A 14,799-nucleotide genomic window follows, 5' to 3' on the forward strand; every position below is an offset into this window, starting at 1 on the left:
TGAGGGTCGCACCCCGGCCACCATTACCTGCTTAGCAGCATCCTGCCGTTAAACAACAGGAGCTTAAAGGAAAGAGGCAATTGGGGTTTGATTTTAATGCCCGGCTAGCGTTCCTGCCACCTTTATGCTCAGTCGCATCGGTCTGTAGGGCAACGGCAAACAATAGGAAGGCCTTGAACGGAACCCACCCAAAAGCTATTGGCACTAATATAGCACAAACGAATTGTTTTGAAACATTCCGTTATGTTTCGAAAGGTAATGAAACTTAGTTATGAAAATCAACACTTCGTCTATTTTTCCTCAAGCTTTCGAGGCTACGTGCAAGAGGCCATCAACCGTGTGGGCCGGATTTACCAGTCTGACGAACTCATGTGTACTGGCGTACGAATAAAAGACCGGTAAAAAAGAGGCATCCCGTTGAATGGGGCCGGGCAATGGCAGTACGGTCATTGAGGTAGTGGCCTCCTCCATATCCTGGGCATTGTCAAGCAGCGCCATGCGGGTGGCCCAGGATCAGATTGCTGGCCAATCTTTTTTGGGCCTTTAGCCAAAATGCGGGGGGGGGCGGACGCCACGGCGAGATGATTTACTTTTTTAATATCCCTTTTTCAACGCTCTCCTGGATGAGCCGCTCGGCGTATTGCCAGATTGACTCGGACCCCTGCCGAATCATTTGTTTTTTGGTATACACATTTTGGTAGGTTACACCGAATTCCTTCCAGGTTCCGCCGTTATTTGACGTATTCTGGAGCAGGGGTTCCAGTCGGTCCATTGCCCGGGCAAATTTGGCTTCATTGGTTTGCCCCGCTTCAAACTCTTCCCATACGGCGATCAATTCATAGGCCTGATGAGCAGGCAACAACCCAAAAATCCGTTGGGCCGCCTTTCTTTCTTCCTCGGTATTGTCGTGGCTTTTTTGGGTATCATAAATAAAGGTATCCCCGGCGTCTATTTCAACAATATCATGAATCAGAAGCATCTTCATAACCTTAAGCACATCAACCGGGAAATTAGCATGTTCGACTAAAACAAGGGCCATCAGCGCAAGATGCCAACTATGCTCGGCATCGTTCTCATTCCGATCACTGTTGAATAGCTTGGTCTTCCGGAGAATGTATTTAAGCTTATCCACTTCCTTTATGAACTCAATTTGCCTGAAGAGATTCGTCGATTCCATCGGTCTTTTTTTGATGATGGGACAAATTTGCGGGGGTTGGATGGAAACACAATTGCCAATTGACAAGAAATGTCTTTAGGGAATGTTTTTTCGTATCCGACTTAGCGAAGATGGGGTGATGCCCAGGTAAGAAGCCAACATAGTCAGTGGAACCCGATTAGCCAGCCCCGGGTAATGGTCAAGAAAATTCAGGTATCTTTTTTGGGCGTCCTGCACCAACATATTACTGGTAAACTTTAACTTATTTTCCAGTACGTGAGATGTTATTTTAACGAATAAATCCTGCCATCCGGGGATGAGAGCGGAAAGCTGGGTAAAGTCGTCTTTGGAAAACACTAAAAGTTGACAATCCGAAATGGCTTCAATGTACTCAGCGGATGGAATTTCATCCCGAAAGCTGTTGATATCAACAACAAATCGGTTTTCATAGACAAAATACCGGGTGAAGCTGTCTCCTCGTTCATCGTAGTAACAGACCCTGAAAATCCCCTCTACCACGTACCCCAGCTGAGTAGAAACTTTTCCAGCTTCCGCAAAATAAGCTCCTTTAGCCACCTTGCAGTATTTGGCCTTAGCCCGAATCAACTCACGCTGTTGCGCGTTCAGGTTACCAAATTGGAGCAAATAAGTGATGAGTTCTTCCATCCGTCAACGTTAGAAAAGGACAGTACTGTAAAAACAGGGATCGTGCTGGTACAACCGTATAATTGACCCGGAACTGGCTGGGCTCATCACAGGCGGTTAGGACAGACTATATGGAGCCTGGTTGCCGTTGTGCCCAATCTATAAATAGGTGCAAGGTTGTGGCGGTAATAAGCTGCCCGACAAGGCCCTATAACCGTTGGACGCGCGGGCAGCCTCATGGTTTATCCTGGTTCTAGAAAGCGGGTGGCGTAATTTGCCCGGGTCTTTGCCGGGCTGCGGCAACCGACATCTCAAGTTCTTGGGCGGTCAACTCCGTTAATTCATTGACAAAAAATATGGCACCAATCTCATCTTCCGCATAATCTACATCCATGCGTAACCAAATATTCCATTCCGGAATTTTCATGTGGGAGACCGAGCCAACGGCCGGAATTCCGGTGGGTCTTCTGGCCCATAAATCCGCATATTGGGAAGCCAAAGAAGGAAACTGTTCGGTCAGGGCATCCTGAGCTTCAATCGGCAGACCTTCAAAAGTAAGTTGGGCCTCTTCGGCCCATCGGACATCCAGGGGTTGGCGCATCAATAAAGACGGTTGATTGTTGGTTAATACACTTAAAAAACACAAAAATTAGGGGTATAAAGATAGTTCGTTTTACATCTGACTCTGCTTTTAAGCCCTGAATTTGCCAGAAAATTGACTAAAAGATGAGCAAAAGAAAAGGAACCAATCTTCGATTAGGGCCTCGTTCCGGTTTCGATCAAAAGCCAAACACTCCTGCCACTTCCATCAAGTGCGGGCCCGAATAGGTCAGGTGGTATTCTGGTCAATCCTCCAAAAGCGCTCGCTATGACTTAAATCCTGAGAGAAAGCACGGTTTGCCGACAAAATTCCCCCATTGGCAGCATCCATTTCGGACGAAACGACGGGAGAGCCAACCTACCCGTCCGGCAAATAAATGTCGCTTTGGGTATCAAGCCTCAAACGTTTTGCGCTCAATCTCGTTAAGAAACTAGGCTGTAGTATTGACAATGACGAGGAAGCAACGGCTTCTTAATCTGACAGGCGAGGTTATTGCATTTCTGAAGATACTGGGGCCTCTGTGCCCGGTTCCGCCCTCGCCAAGAAGCTTCAACGCCACTTTCCTGTGAGACACCGTATTCCCCTTTTTCGATTAGCTTATCAGGCATTCGTGGATCTAAAAACGAATGATCCGGTTCGCATGGCCGCGGCCACTGCGTTCTTTTCCCTGTTCGCCTTACCGCCCATTATCATTATCCTCAGCCAGCTCTACAGTGGGCTCATGCAGGCGTCCGATCAACGCATGAATCTGCAACTATTTGCAAAACTAAGTGAACTGGTGGGCACGCGCAGCGCTCAAAGGTTGCAGGATATCTCCCACCATCTCCAGCAGCCGCGATCCACCCGGTTGCTGACAACTTTGAGTATCGGTTTGCTGGTGCTCAGCTCGACGACGTTGTTGGGGGTTATCAAAAGTTCACTTAACCAACTTTGGCAGGTCAGACCCGTAGCCGACCGGCCTATTCGGTACGTTTTAGTCGATAGAGTGCTGGCATTGGCCATAATCCTGGCAGGCGGGTTGCTCTTTTCAGTTTCCCTAACCCTGAACCGGGCTCTCAAGCTCTGGGAAAGCCACTGGTTGATGCAACTTATAACGACATCCTGGACCCGACCACTCGCTCGATATGGGGAATCGATTGTCCTGCTAACGATTGGCGTTGCTCTTATTTTTAAGTATTTACCGGATATCCGGATCAGATGGTCGGCCGTTTGGGTGGGCGCCTTGGTCACCGCGGTGCTGCTCAAATTTGGGGAGCAATTGCTCAATCGTCTGTTGGTGCAAAGTGCGATGAGTTCAATTTTTGGTTCATCCGGCGCACTGATGCTTATTTTACTGTTTGCCTTTTATGCCTCCTTAATTTTTTACTACGGGGCGAGTTTTACCCGCTGTTATACGCTTTGGCGCCAGTTGGAAGGTGGGCCTGGTGCTCAGGCCGTTGCTTATCAAATTAAGGAAGTCAAGAAAACTCCTTCAACTGTCCCCAAACCGGGGAAGCGCAGGTAACCTTTTTGAAGGGTATGGATCGAAAGTGGGGGGTGGCCCAGGTCCTAACGAATGCGTCAACCGTTAGGCAGCTAGCGGGTTTAAAAGCCGTTTTACTCCTCCATCTTTTGGGACAATATTACAGGAAGAAGCTTATGGACTGCTAACCGAAATGCCGGGTGCAAGGGGGCTGATGAGGGGTTTGTAGCTTGGGCTAACCGGTGCCAGAATAGGCCGGGTCCGTTGGCGAAGCAGAGCCATTACCTCTTGATCGTCCTTAAACATGCCACCAACATTGACAACATGACGGGCCAGCTTTTCATACTGACGGGTCATCAGGCAGTAAAAAATGGTGGGATACCCAATGCCATCAAACACCAGGGATTGATGCCGGGTGTACTCGGGTAGGGTCTGTTGAAAATAGCCGGGGTACTCCGTCCAGTGCAGTGTAGGACGTTCGTGGTGGGCAATATGGTAGCCGTCGTTCCAGCATTTGTGATTGTACTTTATGTTAATGCAGGTAATGGCGTTGGTATACGGATTCCCCGGTTGTTGCCCATCGACAAAGGCATGCTGCGTCCAATTGCCCAGCATCATAATGAAACGTGAGCCAAAGAACGGCAGAATAAACACCACAACCGTTGCCGGCCAGTTGACAATCAGGAGCAAAACACAAAGAGCGAAATAAGACAATTCACCCACTAGTGCCCTTTTGGCTAGTTTTCGCCGTTTTTTGCGGTTCAGATACGTCGTTAGCCCCACCAACCCAGTAAACAGAAAAGCGGCAAAATACCGCAGAAAATCCCGCAGGCTGTCGCGCTGGTAGGCCATGGTGCTGCTATCATCTTCCGCCTGGTTGTTTTCCGGATGATGCATCCCGATATGGTGACTAAAATACGTTTCGGGCGTTTGACCAAAAAAAGGCGTGATTACCCACGGAATATAGTGGTTCATGACCTGGTAAGGCGCCCGGAACAGGGGACGGTGGCTGGTGCAGTGCACCATCAGACCAAAAGGCCCCTTAAACAAGACGTGGCTGACAAGAAACTGAGTGATTGCCAGGCACCACCATACCCAGCCGGTGATGAAGGGCAAGTATAGCAGGATACTGAGCGGAATAAGAATAAAGGTGATCTTCGCCGTCAGGCGAAGGAAGGGCAGATCCCGCTCGTCCTTCAGATACCGAAGCAGGTAGCGTTCGAGTCGATTGGTGGGTTTGCCCACGCCGGTCGGGTCGGTGATGGTAGGAAGGTCTTTCATTGGAAAAAGTAACTAGCCCTGAGCCGGGCTCTTAAAAGGATAACTCCCCATGGCATCCCTTGCGTATCCGTGCTGCCGTAAAACTATCCATTGGGGCGTATTCAGGACACAGCGCTGGGCCCTGTGTTGTCCCTTATTCGATGCTAAGATGCTAATTTATGTACGATTTAGCCACAGGTGGGACCTTGTTAACGGGCGCGCCGGGGCTCACCCCCTTTTCGGTATAAACGACCAGTACGGTTGCGGCAACATGACCAGGCACACGGACGCCGGGACGGGAATCTGATCACCGGTGGCTTTCAGTTCACCATTACGGGTATCCCGTTTGAAAAGCGTAATGTAGTCGGTTTGCTGATGACCTACCAGTACATACGGACTGGATGCGTCCAGTAGGAAATTACGGGGTTCATCCCCGCCCGTATACTGCAACCCACGGAGGGTTAGCTTCCCATCCTTACCGACTGAAAAAAGAGCCAGGGTGTTGTTTCCCCGGTTCGTTGCGTACAGGTATTGGCCCGTTGCGTCGAGATGAATATCACCTCCAGAGCGCTCACCAGCGTACGTTTCCGATAGAAAGGAAACATTATCTTCGAGTAACTCCACGGTATCGGTTTGCCGGTTTCGCCGAAGGATAGCCACCGTTGAACTCATTTCTTTGATGCAGTAAATCCATTCATCATTGGGATGAACAGCAATCAAGCGAGGCCCTGAACCGGCAGATACGGACACGTAGGGGGTAGAACAAGGTGAAAGACTGCCGTCCCGTTCATCGATCTGGTACGCGTAAATTTTATCAGTCCCCAGGTCCGACACATACAGCAACCGATTATCCATCGAAACCAGGGCGGAATGGATGTGTGGTGCCTCTTGCCGCTCGGGATCCCTGCCTTTGCCCGTGTACTCGATTACCTGCTGAACGTCTCCCAAGGCACCGTTCTCCAAGATCGGCAGTACGGCCAGGCTACCGCTCCCGTAGTTCGAAACGAACGCCCATTTCCCGCTTCGGTCAATGCTGATGTGACAGGGGGCCTGCCCCCGCGAACGCTGTTGGTTGATAGCCGTCAGCTGACCTGATTCTGGATGAATGGCGTAGGCATTGACACTACCGGCACGCTCTTCGCCTAACTCGTCCTCTTCATGAACCGCATACAGATAGTGACCCGATGGATGAACCGCCAAAAAAGATGGACTTTTGCCATTCGTTACTGTTTGCCGGAGGTAAGCCATGCCCTGTTTCGAATCAAAGTCAAATACATAAATGCCTTTACTACCCCGAACGGAGTACGTACCGACATACAATATTGCGTTAGCGGACTGATTTTGTGCCATATGAACAAACGGTAGTCATGGATAATCTGACCGGCTAGGGCCAACGGTAGCGGTAGGCGTCCGGATCGGTGGCCTTTTTATCCCATAACCCCCCATCGGCTTTACGCGCCGGATGCGCTACTTGTTGATGAGGGAATGGCCCCTTTCCGACGCAGGGTAATCCATCAGGATTGACGACCTGTGCCCTTCTATTTTTGAACCCTACCGGAGAGAACTTATCGCCCCATCCCTCAAAATCCAACGATCCACATCTGCATATTCCTATCCAGGAGCTGTCTTAGGGATAGATAGGTTATAAAACGCTATTCCGATCGCAAACTTTTTACCGGATTGACCAGGGCTACTTTGATCGCCTGATAGCTGACCGTCAGCAACGCAATAAACAGGGCAAGTCCTCCTGCCAAGGCAAACATCCACCAGGCCAGCTCAATGCGATACGCATACGCCTGGAGCCACTGATGGGTAGCCCACCAGGCGACCGGAAAGGCAACACCATTCGCCATTAACACGAGTTTAAGAAAATCCCCCGACAGCAGTGCGGCCAGGTGGAGCGCACTGGCCCCCAACACTTTACGAACTCCCACCTCTTTGGTGCGCTGCTCCGCCGAATAGGTAGCCAGTCCAAACAAGCCCAAGCAGGCGATGAAGATGGTGGCCAGCGCAATACCGATCAGCAGCGTCTGCCGACGGGCGTCCTCCTGGTAGAACAAGGCCAGTTGTTGATCCAGAAAATGGTATTCAAACGGTTCATCCGGATCAGCTTTCAGTAGCACCCCTTTGAGCTTTTTCAGGGTTTGGTCGATGGACTGAGCGTCGATACGCACCGTGTAATAATCAATACCATGTACCGGATTATGAATGTAAGCCAGTACCAGCGGCTCAATTCGGGTCTTCAAGGATTGAAAGTGAAAATCTTTGACAATTCCGATGACTCGGGCTTTAAATGGCTGCTGATCAGCGTTCACAGGCTGAAACTTATCACCTCGGGACATGACGGGGATCTCAACCAACTGGCCCGATGGCTCGGTAATGTTTAGCAGTCTAGCGGCTGTTTCATTGAGTAGTACTGAGCTGGAATCCGCGGGGTTGACAAAATTTCTACCCGCCTGTAAAGTAACTTCAAACGTGTTAAGAAAATCTTTATCGGCTCCAATCAAGTAAGCTACCGTAGGATGGTTGGTTTTACCGGGCGTGTGGATTTTAACGGTTCGGTACGTTTTCCACTCGCCGGGCACGCGGGAAGTCCCTGATACATTTTTGACCGCCGGAAGTTGGGCCATGTCAGCTTTAATGGCCTCAAAACGGTCCCGGGCAGCCCCCGTATTGACATCAATAACGACCAGTTGGTCTTGGTTAAACCCCAAAGGCTTCGTATGCATAAACCGCACTTGACAATACAGGACAATCGTACCGATGATCAGCACGGTAGAGATACTAAATTGAAAAACGACCAGGGTTTTGCGCATACCGAGACTACCCCGCTGGTTGACTTTCAGGCCTTTCAATAGCAGCACTGGTTTAAAACCGGACAGCAGCCAGGCGGGGTAACCACCTGATAACAACCCCGTCACCAAGGCACCCACCAGGGCCATGAGCCAGATTCGATAGTCGGTTCCAGGCCCCAGCGAAAGTTGTTTATGGACAAATGAATTGAAAAAGGGCAGCATCAGGTTGACCAGTACCAGCGCCAGTAAGAACGATAGGACCGTAACCAGCAGCGCTTCCACCAAAAATTGATACGTCAGATGCGTCCGCTCGGCACCGATGGACTTACGGACCCCAATCTCCCGTAAGCGACTGGAGGCCCGGGCCGTCGACAAGTTCATGTAGTTAATGCCAGCAATACTTAGGACAAACAAGGCAATGAATGAAAAGATGCGAATATAAAACGGACTGCCCTGAGCCATCGCTTCCACATTCGCATTGCGGGCTCCATCAAGAATTCCCTCCGAATGCAGGTGAATGTCCGGCAGGTTTTGAAGGCAAAAAGATAGCCTGGTGCCTTTTTCGGTTTTGACATTAGCCAAGATTAACTCCGTTATTTTCCGGCTCACGGCGGCTGGGTTTGAATGGGGTTTTAAAAGCAAGTAAACGGAAAAATCAGTGGAAGCCCAATCGCTGTCCTTGGTTTGTTGAAAAAACTCACTTGTATGCAACGAAGCCTCCGACACCAGTGAATTGAAATCGAAACTCGAATTGCGCGGGTGCGCCTTTAAAATTCCGGTCACTTTCAGCGGGGCGGCCAAGTAGCTAAACTGGAGTGTTTTACCCAATACCTGCGTATGACCAAACAGCCGCCGAGCCAGCGTTTCATTGATCACGATGGAATTAGGCTCTTTTAAGGCCGTATGCTTATCGCCTACCACCAGGGGAAAATCAAAGATCTGCAAAAAATTTTCATCGGCCTGGGTAATCGTTTCCTGGAAGTTCACCGGATTTTCGGGGTTGATCAGGTTGGCCCGGCCGGGTCTTGATACCCGCGTGGTCTTTTCGATTTCGGCAATGGTTTTGCCAGCTTCTGCGGACAGTTTATAACTTGCTGCGGCAATGGTGGTCGTTTCACCCTCCGCGGCTTTCTGCTCAATTACCCGGTAGATGCGGTCGGCTCGGGTATGTTGCTGGTCGAAGGTTAGTTCATCGAAAACATACAGCCCAATCAATAAGAAACAAGTTAAGCCAAACGTGAGTCCGGCCAGGTTGAGGGTGGTATAGAGCTTGTGCCGGCTCAGGGTTCTACCAGCGATGGTGAGGTAATTGCGCAGCATAGTGAAGTTGAGGAAAAAGGGTTGGGAATCGTCCGCGTAATGGGGGCTTAAGAACACCACCTGACTAGATCTTCGGCGCCAAAGCCGGGGGTGCATTAGCAGCAATACATCCACCAGGTACCCTACTTGCGCACTTCGGTAGCCGAACCGTAGCCGCCGATGGTGAAATAATTCATCAAGATCACCTAGTATCTCCTCCCGTAGATGAGGAGATACTAGGTGATCCAGGACACCAGGCGCTCAGCCCAGCGGAATGGCCGGGGGTTCGCCGGGTGCTTCATACCGTGGAAATTCCAAAAGGGGATTGGGGGATTCCAAACCACCATTCATGTTGAATTCGGGGCCGTTCCTGAAAGGCCTGTTCTTCAAATTCGCCTACTTGAGTCCTTTTCATGGCTTGGGAAGTATCTTTCTCTTTTGCATAGCAAATAACACACCAATGCAGAAAAAGTGACTTTTGTACGCTAAAATGGGCAAAATGCAAAACCTAGAGATTTAAAACTGTCCGATTGTGGACAGGGAATGTACTATTCTGGACAGGTGGTCCCTCTGACCAACAGTGCCCTCATGGCCAGATAGTTCTCATTGATGAATAAAGGTATTGAGCACCAGTGGGAAGCAGAACTACTGGTTCACTCCTAGAAAGAGGTCAAACCCTAAATTGCCTTTATCGCATGGACGATTTCCTGACAATGATCCGAGGCCCTCACCACTTCGAACGAACCATAACGACGGGAAATACCTACTTTCTTATTCAGCTGGCTTACTTCCGATTTTCTACCAATCGGCAAAGCGAATCTGGATTTAAAGCAACACAGGGTACTTGAAGCACGCTTACAGCAATGCTTGCTACCCAGTTTATGGTTGTTTACGGCACAAAACCGGTGTACAAACGCCCCGAACTAGGAAAAGCAATCAAGTCTTGTAAAGCCGTGGCCATCCTGTACTAAGCGGCAATGAGACGACCTACCTACTAAGGTAGAAGTGAAAAAATAAATGTTTTTTTCAGCGCTCCACATTCTACATTTCTACCTACTTTCGAATCGTGAGGGTTTGCCATGACAGCCCAATCAGGTTGGGACATCGCCTAAAGCGGGCCTAAACTACAATAAACCATAGGAGAAGATTAGTGATGAGTTGAAACAGCTAGTTATTAACTTGCGGGTCGTGTAACTGCGAACAGATTTAACACCACTCCGGGGGTACATTGTTTTTTAAAGGACTTAACTTTTCAAGCTATGATCACGCATATCTACCAATCAAAAAACCACCCCAATTCGTATCTCCTGCTTCCTGCCGACCGGGAAGATGATTTCGCCCAAGTGCCCACTGATGTACGCACCCAGCTGGGTGAACTGCAGAAAATAGTCGATGCGGAGATAGGGCCGGGTTCGCTAGGAATTGACCTGTTACAAGCCAAAAATGATTTTGATCGGGTGGGTTATCATGTGGTAAAATCCATGTAGCACCGTTTTAAGGCCGTTGCTGGTTCCATAGACTGGCGTGTCGCTAAGTTGCATCCGAATGGTTTGTGGAGGTAACAAGCCTACGATTGCAACCGCTGAAACGACGAAAAATAAGGGAGAAAGAGACCTGCTGATCACGGAATACTAGCAGTCTGCCGAAATCAATACGAATCGTTTCGATCTCCTGGCGGGCGAACCATCACAACATGCGTTTGTTTCTCCTAGCCTTAGCAAAATCGGGGCATAGCCGCTGCGTAAATAGATAGAACACAAGTTATTCTATTTAGTTGTTCTGATTGCGCTTTTACTCCCGCGGCAACATGTTTGTTTACTTTCAAGTTATTTCACCAGCGGGCAACCTGCACGATCATACGTTTGCCTGTTTTCAGATAGAATTCATTTTTACCATATTAAATGAATTCGTGGCGACCAATTTTCAATTGATTTCGGCCTACCTGATTGACGAAAGTGGAGGGCGAACAACCCTTCCGGTGGAGGCTTTTGATGGCGTCGATGCAACGGATGAACTTGATCGCCTGCAACGGGAATACCGCCAGTTGGTTGCCGTTCATAGCTCTTGACATGGAGAAGGAGCCGGCCAGCCAGCTGGCTTCTGGATTACCGCGCTCTTCTGCGTAAGACGATTACTATCCTAGCAAGTGCAACGCCCCTTATTCATCCAGATGCCTGCTGGATTCGCTTCTCCATTCCACTCTTGGGTGTTCTGAATCTGCTAGTCAGGGTGCCGTATGCTACGGCATAACCTAAAAAGATCAGGGCCGAAGTGTATGAACGCTAATTACGGATTTGGGGGCCATTCCGTTTTTACTCGCCTGTCTAGGCGGATCGTAAGGGCCCGTTGGACGGATTACAGCTTCACTTTAAAGGCAATCAGCCAAAACTCCTGACGAGCCAATCCTTGCGCCGGGTTTTGGCCATAGCGGTAACTAAACCCTAAACTTAGCTTGTTATAATCGCCTTCGTGTGGATAAATAGGAATGTTGATCCCCGCATCGAGCAATGGTCTCCAGCCTGCTGATTCATGCAATGTTCCCAGAAATGTGTAACGGTTCGTATAATCAATATAGATATCGAAAATTCTCTTTAGATAACGGCCCCTTTTGTCCTTTGCCATCGGTGTTAAGGAAACATAGCCTTTCAGAACACCTCTCAGGATATGGCCTTTTGCGGAGTCACTTTCTGCTTTCCAGTGATTTTCGTACTCAAACCCGGCATTTGGGCTAATGAAGGCATTGAATTGCTGTGACCCTAGCACGCAGCGAATTGGTGCATTGAAAGCGTACGAGTTCTTACAAAGAGTAGTGGGATCAAATTGATTGCGTTGAAACCAGGTAAAGTCCAGCGTTACAAGTAGACCTTCGGAAGGCTTTTCTGCGTAAATCCGATTGTACTTTACATTTGTATTCAAGACCAAAGCCTGGTCAGCCCCCCTTTCGTTTTTTACATCAAAAAAGGCACGGCCGCCCACCCCTATCTGAAAATTATTTTGCTGTTTATCGATTAATGTATTGCGATGGTATTCCGTTTCGGCCTGTATAAAAAAGCGTTGACTTAACTCCCTCGTTAGTCCCGCAGCTGCATCGATCAGAAAGGAATGAGGTCCGTTTTTAGGGAACGTTGCGGTTAAAATAGCTGGCTCTGGTTTAGTGTCTTCACTCTGAAAAGACTGCCTAATTTTAAGGTTCCATTTCTTACCCGGATTAACGGATGTTTCGATCGCAGCGGAATCGATTTGCCCCTGGGCCGTCTTACCTAGAAATAAAACCATAAAGCTGATCCAGTAAGGAAGTTTGTAAAACATATTCTGCATGGCCAGCTCGCGTTAGATTTTCCCTTTTACCATTTTGATACAGTCACTTACCGTTTCACAATCAGCCACATCAGCTAAGGTTACCGAAGCTTCTGAATGATAAACTTGAATCACATTGGTTAAAGCAGCCGCTAAACGCTGCTGCATAATGGGAGTTCCCAGGCCCAAGATCGAAAGTTCATCATCATCAAAAATCTGGTCGGATGGCAACCCTGCCAAACGTCCTATTTCATTCCGGGTTGCTTCTTCAACACACTCTTCTAGGCTTTTCTCATCTAACTGATCGCGTATATTTTCTTTCAGGGTGGCCGCCAATCCATGAAGCAAATCCTTTCGTGGTAGTGGTTCGTGCAGCAACGCCAGCAGGCTGTGTACTTGAAGCGGTTTCAGTTCAAGTCTAATCGTTTGAGCCATAATCGTGAAGTTGATTAGTTAATGAATCCGTTCGCTAAATTCACAGTTTTTTGAATGGCCTGGTTAGGGGTAATTTCCCCTATTTAAATCAAATTTTGGGGTAAATTGACCACGGATTGAAAGACACTAATCAAGAAATAATCCAGTAGCCTTATTGATAACAAACTCGGAAAAATCACTCTTTTTCGGTTGCGCTAAAGTGGGCGTGAGGTTGGCCATGAAGCTGACCTCGTTGCTGCATTTACAGGCTGGCTCTTGACAAAGGCATTACCGTATCCATTGGTTATTTTTCAGGAAACCAACCATTTAGCCTGTGCCTAGAGAGCTGACATAACCAAAAAGGAATCCATGAAGTATATTTTTCAGATATTTGAGTACTAATTCCACCGCTATCCTACCTGTCGATGCCTAAAAAACCCTTGCGTAACGTAGTTTCATGGTTTATTTTCTTGGTTTCTTCAAGCTGCTTCGCTCAGTCCATCAGCAACAACTTGGATAAGGCTTTGCGTACCATTCACAAAAAATCTAATTTCCCGGGATTTGCCATTGCCGTAGTGAAGAAAGATAGCCTCTGTTTTTCCAATAGCTATGGTTACGCCGACAAACGAAAGAAGAAACCCTATACCCTGGAAACCATTCAGCCCGTGGGTTCAGTGAGTAAAACGTTCATTGGCCTCGCCGTTATGAAATCCATTGAACTGGGCTATTTTGATTTAGAAACCCGGATCAATGATTTGTTGCCGTTTCAAATCAGCAACCCTACTTTTCCCAATGACCCCATTAAAGTAAAGCACCTGGTCACGCATACGTCTAGCCTCCTCGATGACGAACAAACGTATTACAAAGTGGCTTATCAACTGGGCCATACGCCAACGATTGAATTAGGCGATTTTTTACTGAATTACTACACACCAAATGGCAGGTATTACGCTCCCACCAACTTTGACGATAAAAAAATAGGGACGAACTACGCGTACAGCAACATTGCTTCAGCGCTTATGGCCTATATTATTGAGGTGCAATCAAAAATGCCGTTTGCAGCATTTACCCAAAAATACATTTTCCAGCCCTTATCAATGGATCGTACGGATTGGTTCTACCAGGCGAGGTATGAAGATCAATATGCTACCCTGTACCAGGTCAATACGCCCGAAAATTCACTGGAAAGAAAATTAGTCAATCCGGACAAAAGCCTAAAAGCATATTCGTGTGTTACTTACCCGGATGGCAGTTTAAGAACATCGGTAAAAGACCTGACCCGCTATGTGTTAGAACTAATGAACGGGTATTTCACTGGGGAAGCGCTTATATTGAGTAAGGACGCCTACCAAACTCTATTTGCAAAACAGTTTACAGAACAAGCCAGGCCCGCTAACGTAGAACCCCAAGAACCCAATAGGGCTGTTTTTTGGGCGTATTCAAAGAACGGAGGAATCAGGCATACCGGAAGCGACCCCGGCGTCTTTGCTTTTATATCGATTAATCCCAGCACCCAAATAGGCCGAATCATGACCCTCAACGCTTCATTGGACGGAAAAGACAATCGGAAGACCATCGGTTATTTCAGAGAAATCATCAACGCGATGGACCAATTTGAAAATACGCTTAAATAAGGAGCAACAAGAAGGGTTAATGCATTCATATGCCTTGTAGTAGCGTAGCATGAAATAACGAAACGTCAGGCTCAGGAACAAAACTTACCAGATAAAGCTAAATGCATTTCTGCAAAAAATTAATGTGGGCCCACAAAAACGCTATTTCCAACTGAGCGCTTGGCCTTGGCTGGATGCCAAAAAACCTCCGTTTGGCTCTGGCAAAATCGTTTCTTTCAACGCCCCCCTACTGTTAA

The 14,799-nt window shown here is 48.2% G+C and carries 13 protein-coding genes; 4 read left to right on the top strand and 9 right to left on the bottom strand.

The window, feature by feature from the left end; translation table 11 throughout:
- Positions 1 to 300 precede the first annotated feature (300 nt).
- The 4 genes from ACYVH9_RS28405 to ACYVH9_RS28420 form a co-directional block, all read right to left on the bottom strand.
- Entirely contained in the window at positions 301 to 498 is a 198-nt protein-coding gene (locus ACYVH9_RS28405) for a hypothetical protein (RefSeq protein ID WP_460639828.1), read from the bottom strand.
- Positions 499 to 586: 88 nt separating this feature from the next.
- Positions 587 to 1,177, bottom strand: coding sequence for an HD domain-containing protein (locus ACYVH9_RS28410; RefSeq protein ID WP_460639829.1), 591 nt, complete (start codon positions 1,175 to 1,177; stop codon positions 587 to 589).
- A 75-nt stretch (positions 1,178 to 1,252) separates the two neighbouring features.
- Positions 1,253 to 1,822 (bottom strand): Crp/Fnr family transcriptional regulator, encoded by a 570-nt coding sequence (locus ACYVH9_RS28415; RefSeq protein WP_460639830.1) that lies wholly within the window; start codon positions 1,820 to 1,822, stop codon positions 1,253 to 1,255.
- A 232-nt stretch (positions 1,823 to 2,054) separates the two neighbouring features.
- Positions 2,055 to 2,402, bottom strand: a complete 348-nt coding sequence (locus tag ACYVH9_RS28420; RefSeq protein ID WP_460639831.1) for a hypothetical protein — start codon at positions 2,400 to 2,402, stop codon at positions 2,055 to 2,057.
- A 610-nt stretch (positions 2,403 to 3,012) separates the two neighbouring features.
- On the opposite strand from ACYVH9_RS28420, the gene ACYVH9_RS28425 reads away from it, so the two are divergent.
- The gene (locus tag ACYVH9_RS28425; protein WP_460639832.1) at positions 3,013 to 3,906 is read left to right on the top strand and encodes a YihY/virulence factor BrkB family protein; all 894 of its coding nucleotides are present in this window, start codon (positions 3,013 to 3,015) and stop codon (positions 3,904 to 3,906) included.
- 132 nt (positions 3,907 to 4,038) lie between these two features.
- On the opposite strand, the gene ACYVH9_RS28430 is transcribed toward ACYVH9_RS28425, so the two are convergent.
- The 3 genes from ACYVH9_RS28430 to ACYVH9_RS28440 form a co-directional block, all read right to left on the bottom strand.
- Positions 4,039 to 5,145, bottom strand: coding sequence for a fatty acid desaturase family protein (locus ACYVH9_RS28430; protein WP_460639833.1), 1,107 nt, complete (start codon positions 5,143 to 5,145; stop codon positions 4,039 to 4,041).
- Positions 5,146 to 5,352: 207 nt separating this feature from the next.
- A complete protein-coding gene (locus ACYVH9_RS28435) occupies positions 5,353 to 6,474 on the bottom strand; it encodes a lactonase family protein (protein ID WP_460639834.1) in 1,122 nt (373 codons plus the stop codon).
- A 302-nt stretch (positions 6,475 to 6,776) separates the two neighbouring features.
- Positions 6,777 to 9,467, bottom strand: a complete 2,691-nt coding sequence (locus tag ACYVH9_RS28440) for an ABC transporter permease (RefSeq protein ID WP_460639852.1) — start codon at positions 9,465 to 9,467, stop codon at positions 6,777 to 6,779.
- 1,010 nt (positions 9,468 to 10,477) lie between these two features.
- Between ACYVH9_RS28440 and ACYVH9_RS28445 the strand changes: the two genes are divergently transcribed.
- Both ACYVH9_RS28445 and ACYVH9_RS28450 read left to right on the top strand, forming a co-directional pair.
- Positions 10,478 to 10,705 carry a YcgL domain-containing protein gene (locus ACYVH9_RS28445; RefSeq protein WP_460639835.1) on the top strand — a complete coding sequence of 76 codons (228 nt, stop codon included), beginning with the start codon at positions 10,478 to 10,480 and terminating at the stop codon, positions 10,703 to 10,705.
- A 320-nt stretch (positions 10,706 to 11,025) separates the two neighbouring features.
- Complete coding sequence (locus ACYVH9_RS28450) at positions 11,026 to 11,286, top strand: hypothetical protein (RefSeq protein WP_460639836.1); 261 nt, start codon at positions 11,026 to 11,028, stop codon at positions 11,284 to 11,286.
- Positions 11,287 to 11,573: 287 nt separating this feature from the next.
- Here the strand turns inward: ACYVH9_RS28450 and ACYVH9_RS28455 are convergent, their stop codons facing one another.
- Together ACYVH9_RS28455 and ACYVH9_RS28460 are read right to left on the bottom strand one after the other, a co-directional pair.
- The gene (locus ACYVH9_RS28455; protein ID WP_460639837.1) at positions 11,574 to 12,536 is read right to left on the bottom strand and encodes a hypothetical protein; all 963 of its coding nucleotides are present in this window, start codon (positions 12,534 to 12,536) and stop codon (positions 11,574 to 11,576) included.
- A gap of 12 nt (positions 12,537 to 12,548) precedes the next feature.
- Positions 12,549 to 12,950, bottom strand: coding sequence for a hypothetical protein (locus ACYVH9_RS28460; RefSeq protein ID WP_460639838.1), 402 nt, complete (start codon positions 12,948 to 12,950; stop codon positions 12,549 to 12,551).
- A gap of 404 nt (positions 12,951 to 13,354) precedes the next feature.
- Between ACYVH9_RS28460 and ACYVH9_RS28465 the strand changes: the two genes are divergently transcribed.
- Entirely contained in the window at positions 13,355 to 14,563 is a 1,209-nt protein-coding gene (locus ACYVH9_RS28465) for a serine hydrolase domain-containing protein (RefSeq protein ID WP_460639839.1), read from the top strand.
- Positions 14,564 to 14,799: the final 236 nt, after the last annotated feature.

The sequence above is a fragment of the Larkinella harenae genome, from assembly GCF_054780515.1.

Excerpts from the sequence above, each read along its gene's own strand:
- ACYVH9_RS28405 (WP_460639828.1), bottom strand. The coding sequence starts at position 498 with ATGGCGCTGCTTGACAATGCCCAGGATATGGAGGAGGCCACTACCTCA.
- ACYVH9_RS28430 (WP_460639833.1), bottom strand. The coding sequence starts at position 5,145 with ATGAAAGACCTTCCTACCATCACCGACCCGACCGGCGTGGGCAAACCC.
- ACYVH9_RS28465 (WP_460639839.1), top strand. The coding sequence starts at position 13,355 with ATGCCTAAAAAACCCTTGCGTAACGTAGTTTCATGGTTTATTTTCTTG.
- ACYVH9_RS28445 (WP_460639835.1), top strand. The coding sequence starts at position 10,478 with ATGATCACGCATATCTACCAATCAAAAAACCACCCCAATTCGTATCTC.
- ACYVH9_RS28435 (WP_460639834.1), bottom strand. The coding sequence starts at position 6,474 with ATGGCACAAAATCAGTCCGCTAACGCAATATTGTATGTCGGTACGTAC.
- ACYVH9_RS28455 (WP_460639837.1), bottom strand. The coding sequence starts at position 12,536 with ATGCAGAATATGTTTTACAAACTTCCTTACTGGATCAGCTTTATGGTT.
- ACYVH9_RS28450 (WP_460639836.1), top strand. The coding sequence starts at position 11,026 with ATGTTTGTTTACTTTCAAGTTATTTCACCAGCGGGCAACCTGCACGAT.
- ACYVH9_RS28460 (WP_460639838.1), bottom strand. The coding sequence starts at position 12,950 with ATGGCTCAAACGATTAGACTTGAACTGAAACCGCTTCAAGTACACAGC.
- ACYVH9_RS28420 (WP_460639831.1), bottom strand. The coding sequence starts at position 2,402 with ATGCGCCAACCCCTGGATGTCCGATGGGCCGAAGAGGCCCAACTTACT.
- ACYVH9_RS28415 (WP_460639830.1), bottom strand. The coding sequence starts at position 1,822 with ATGGAAGAACTCATCACTTATTTGCTCCAATTTGGTAACCTGAACGCG.
- ACYVH9_RS28410 (WP_460639829.1), bottom strand. The coding sequence starts at position 1,177 with ATGGAATCGACGAATCTCTTCAGGCAAATTGAGTTCATAAAGGAAGTG.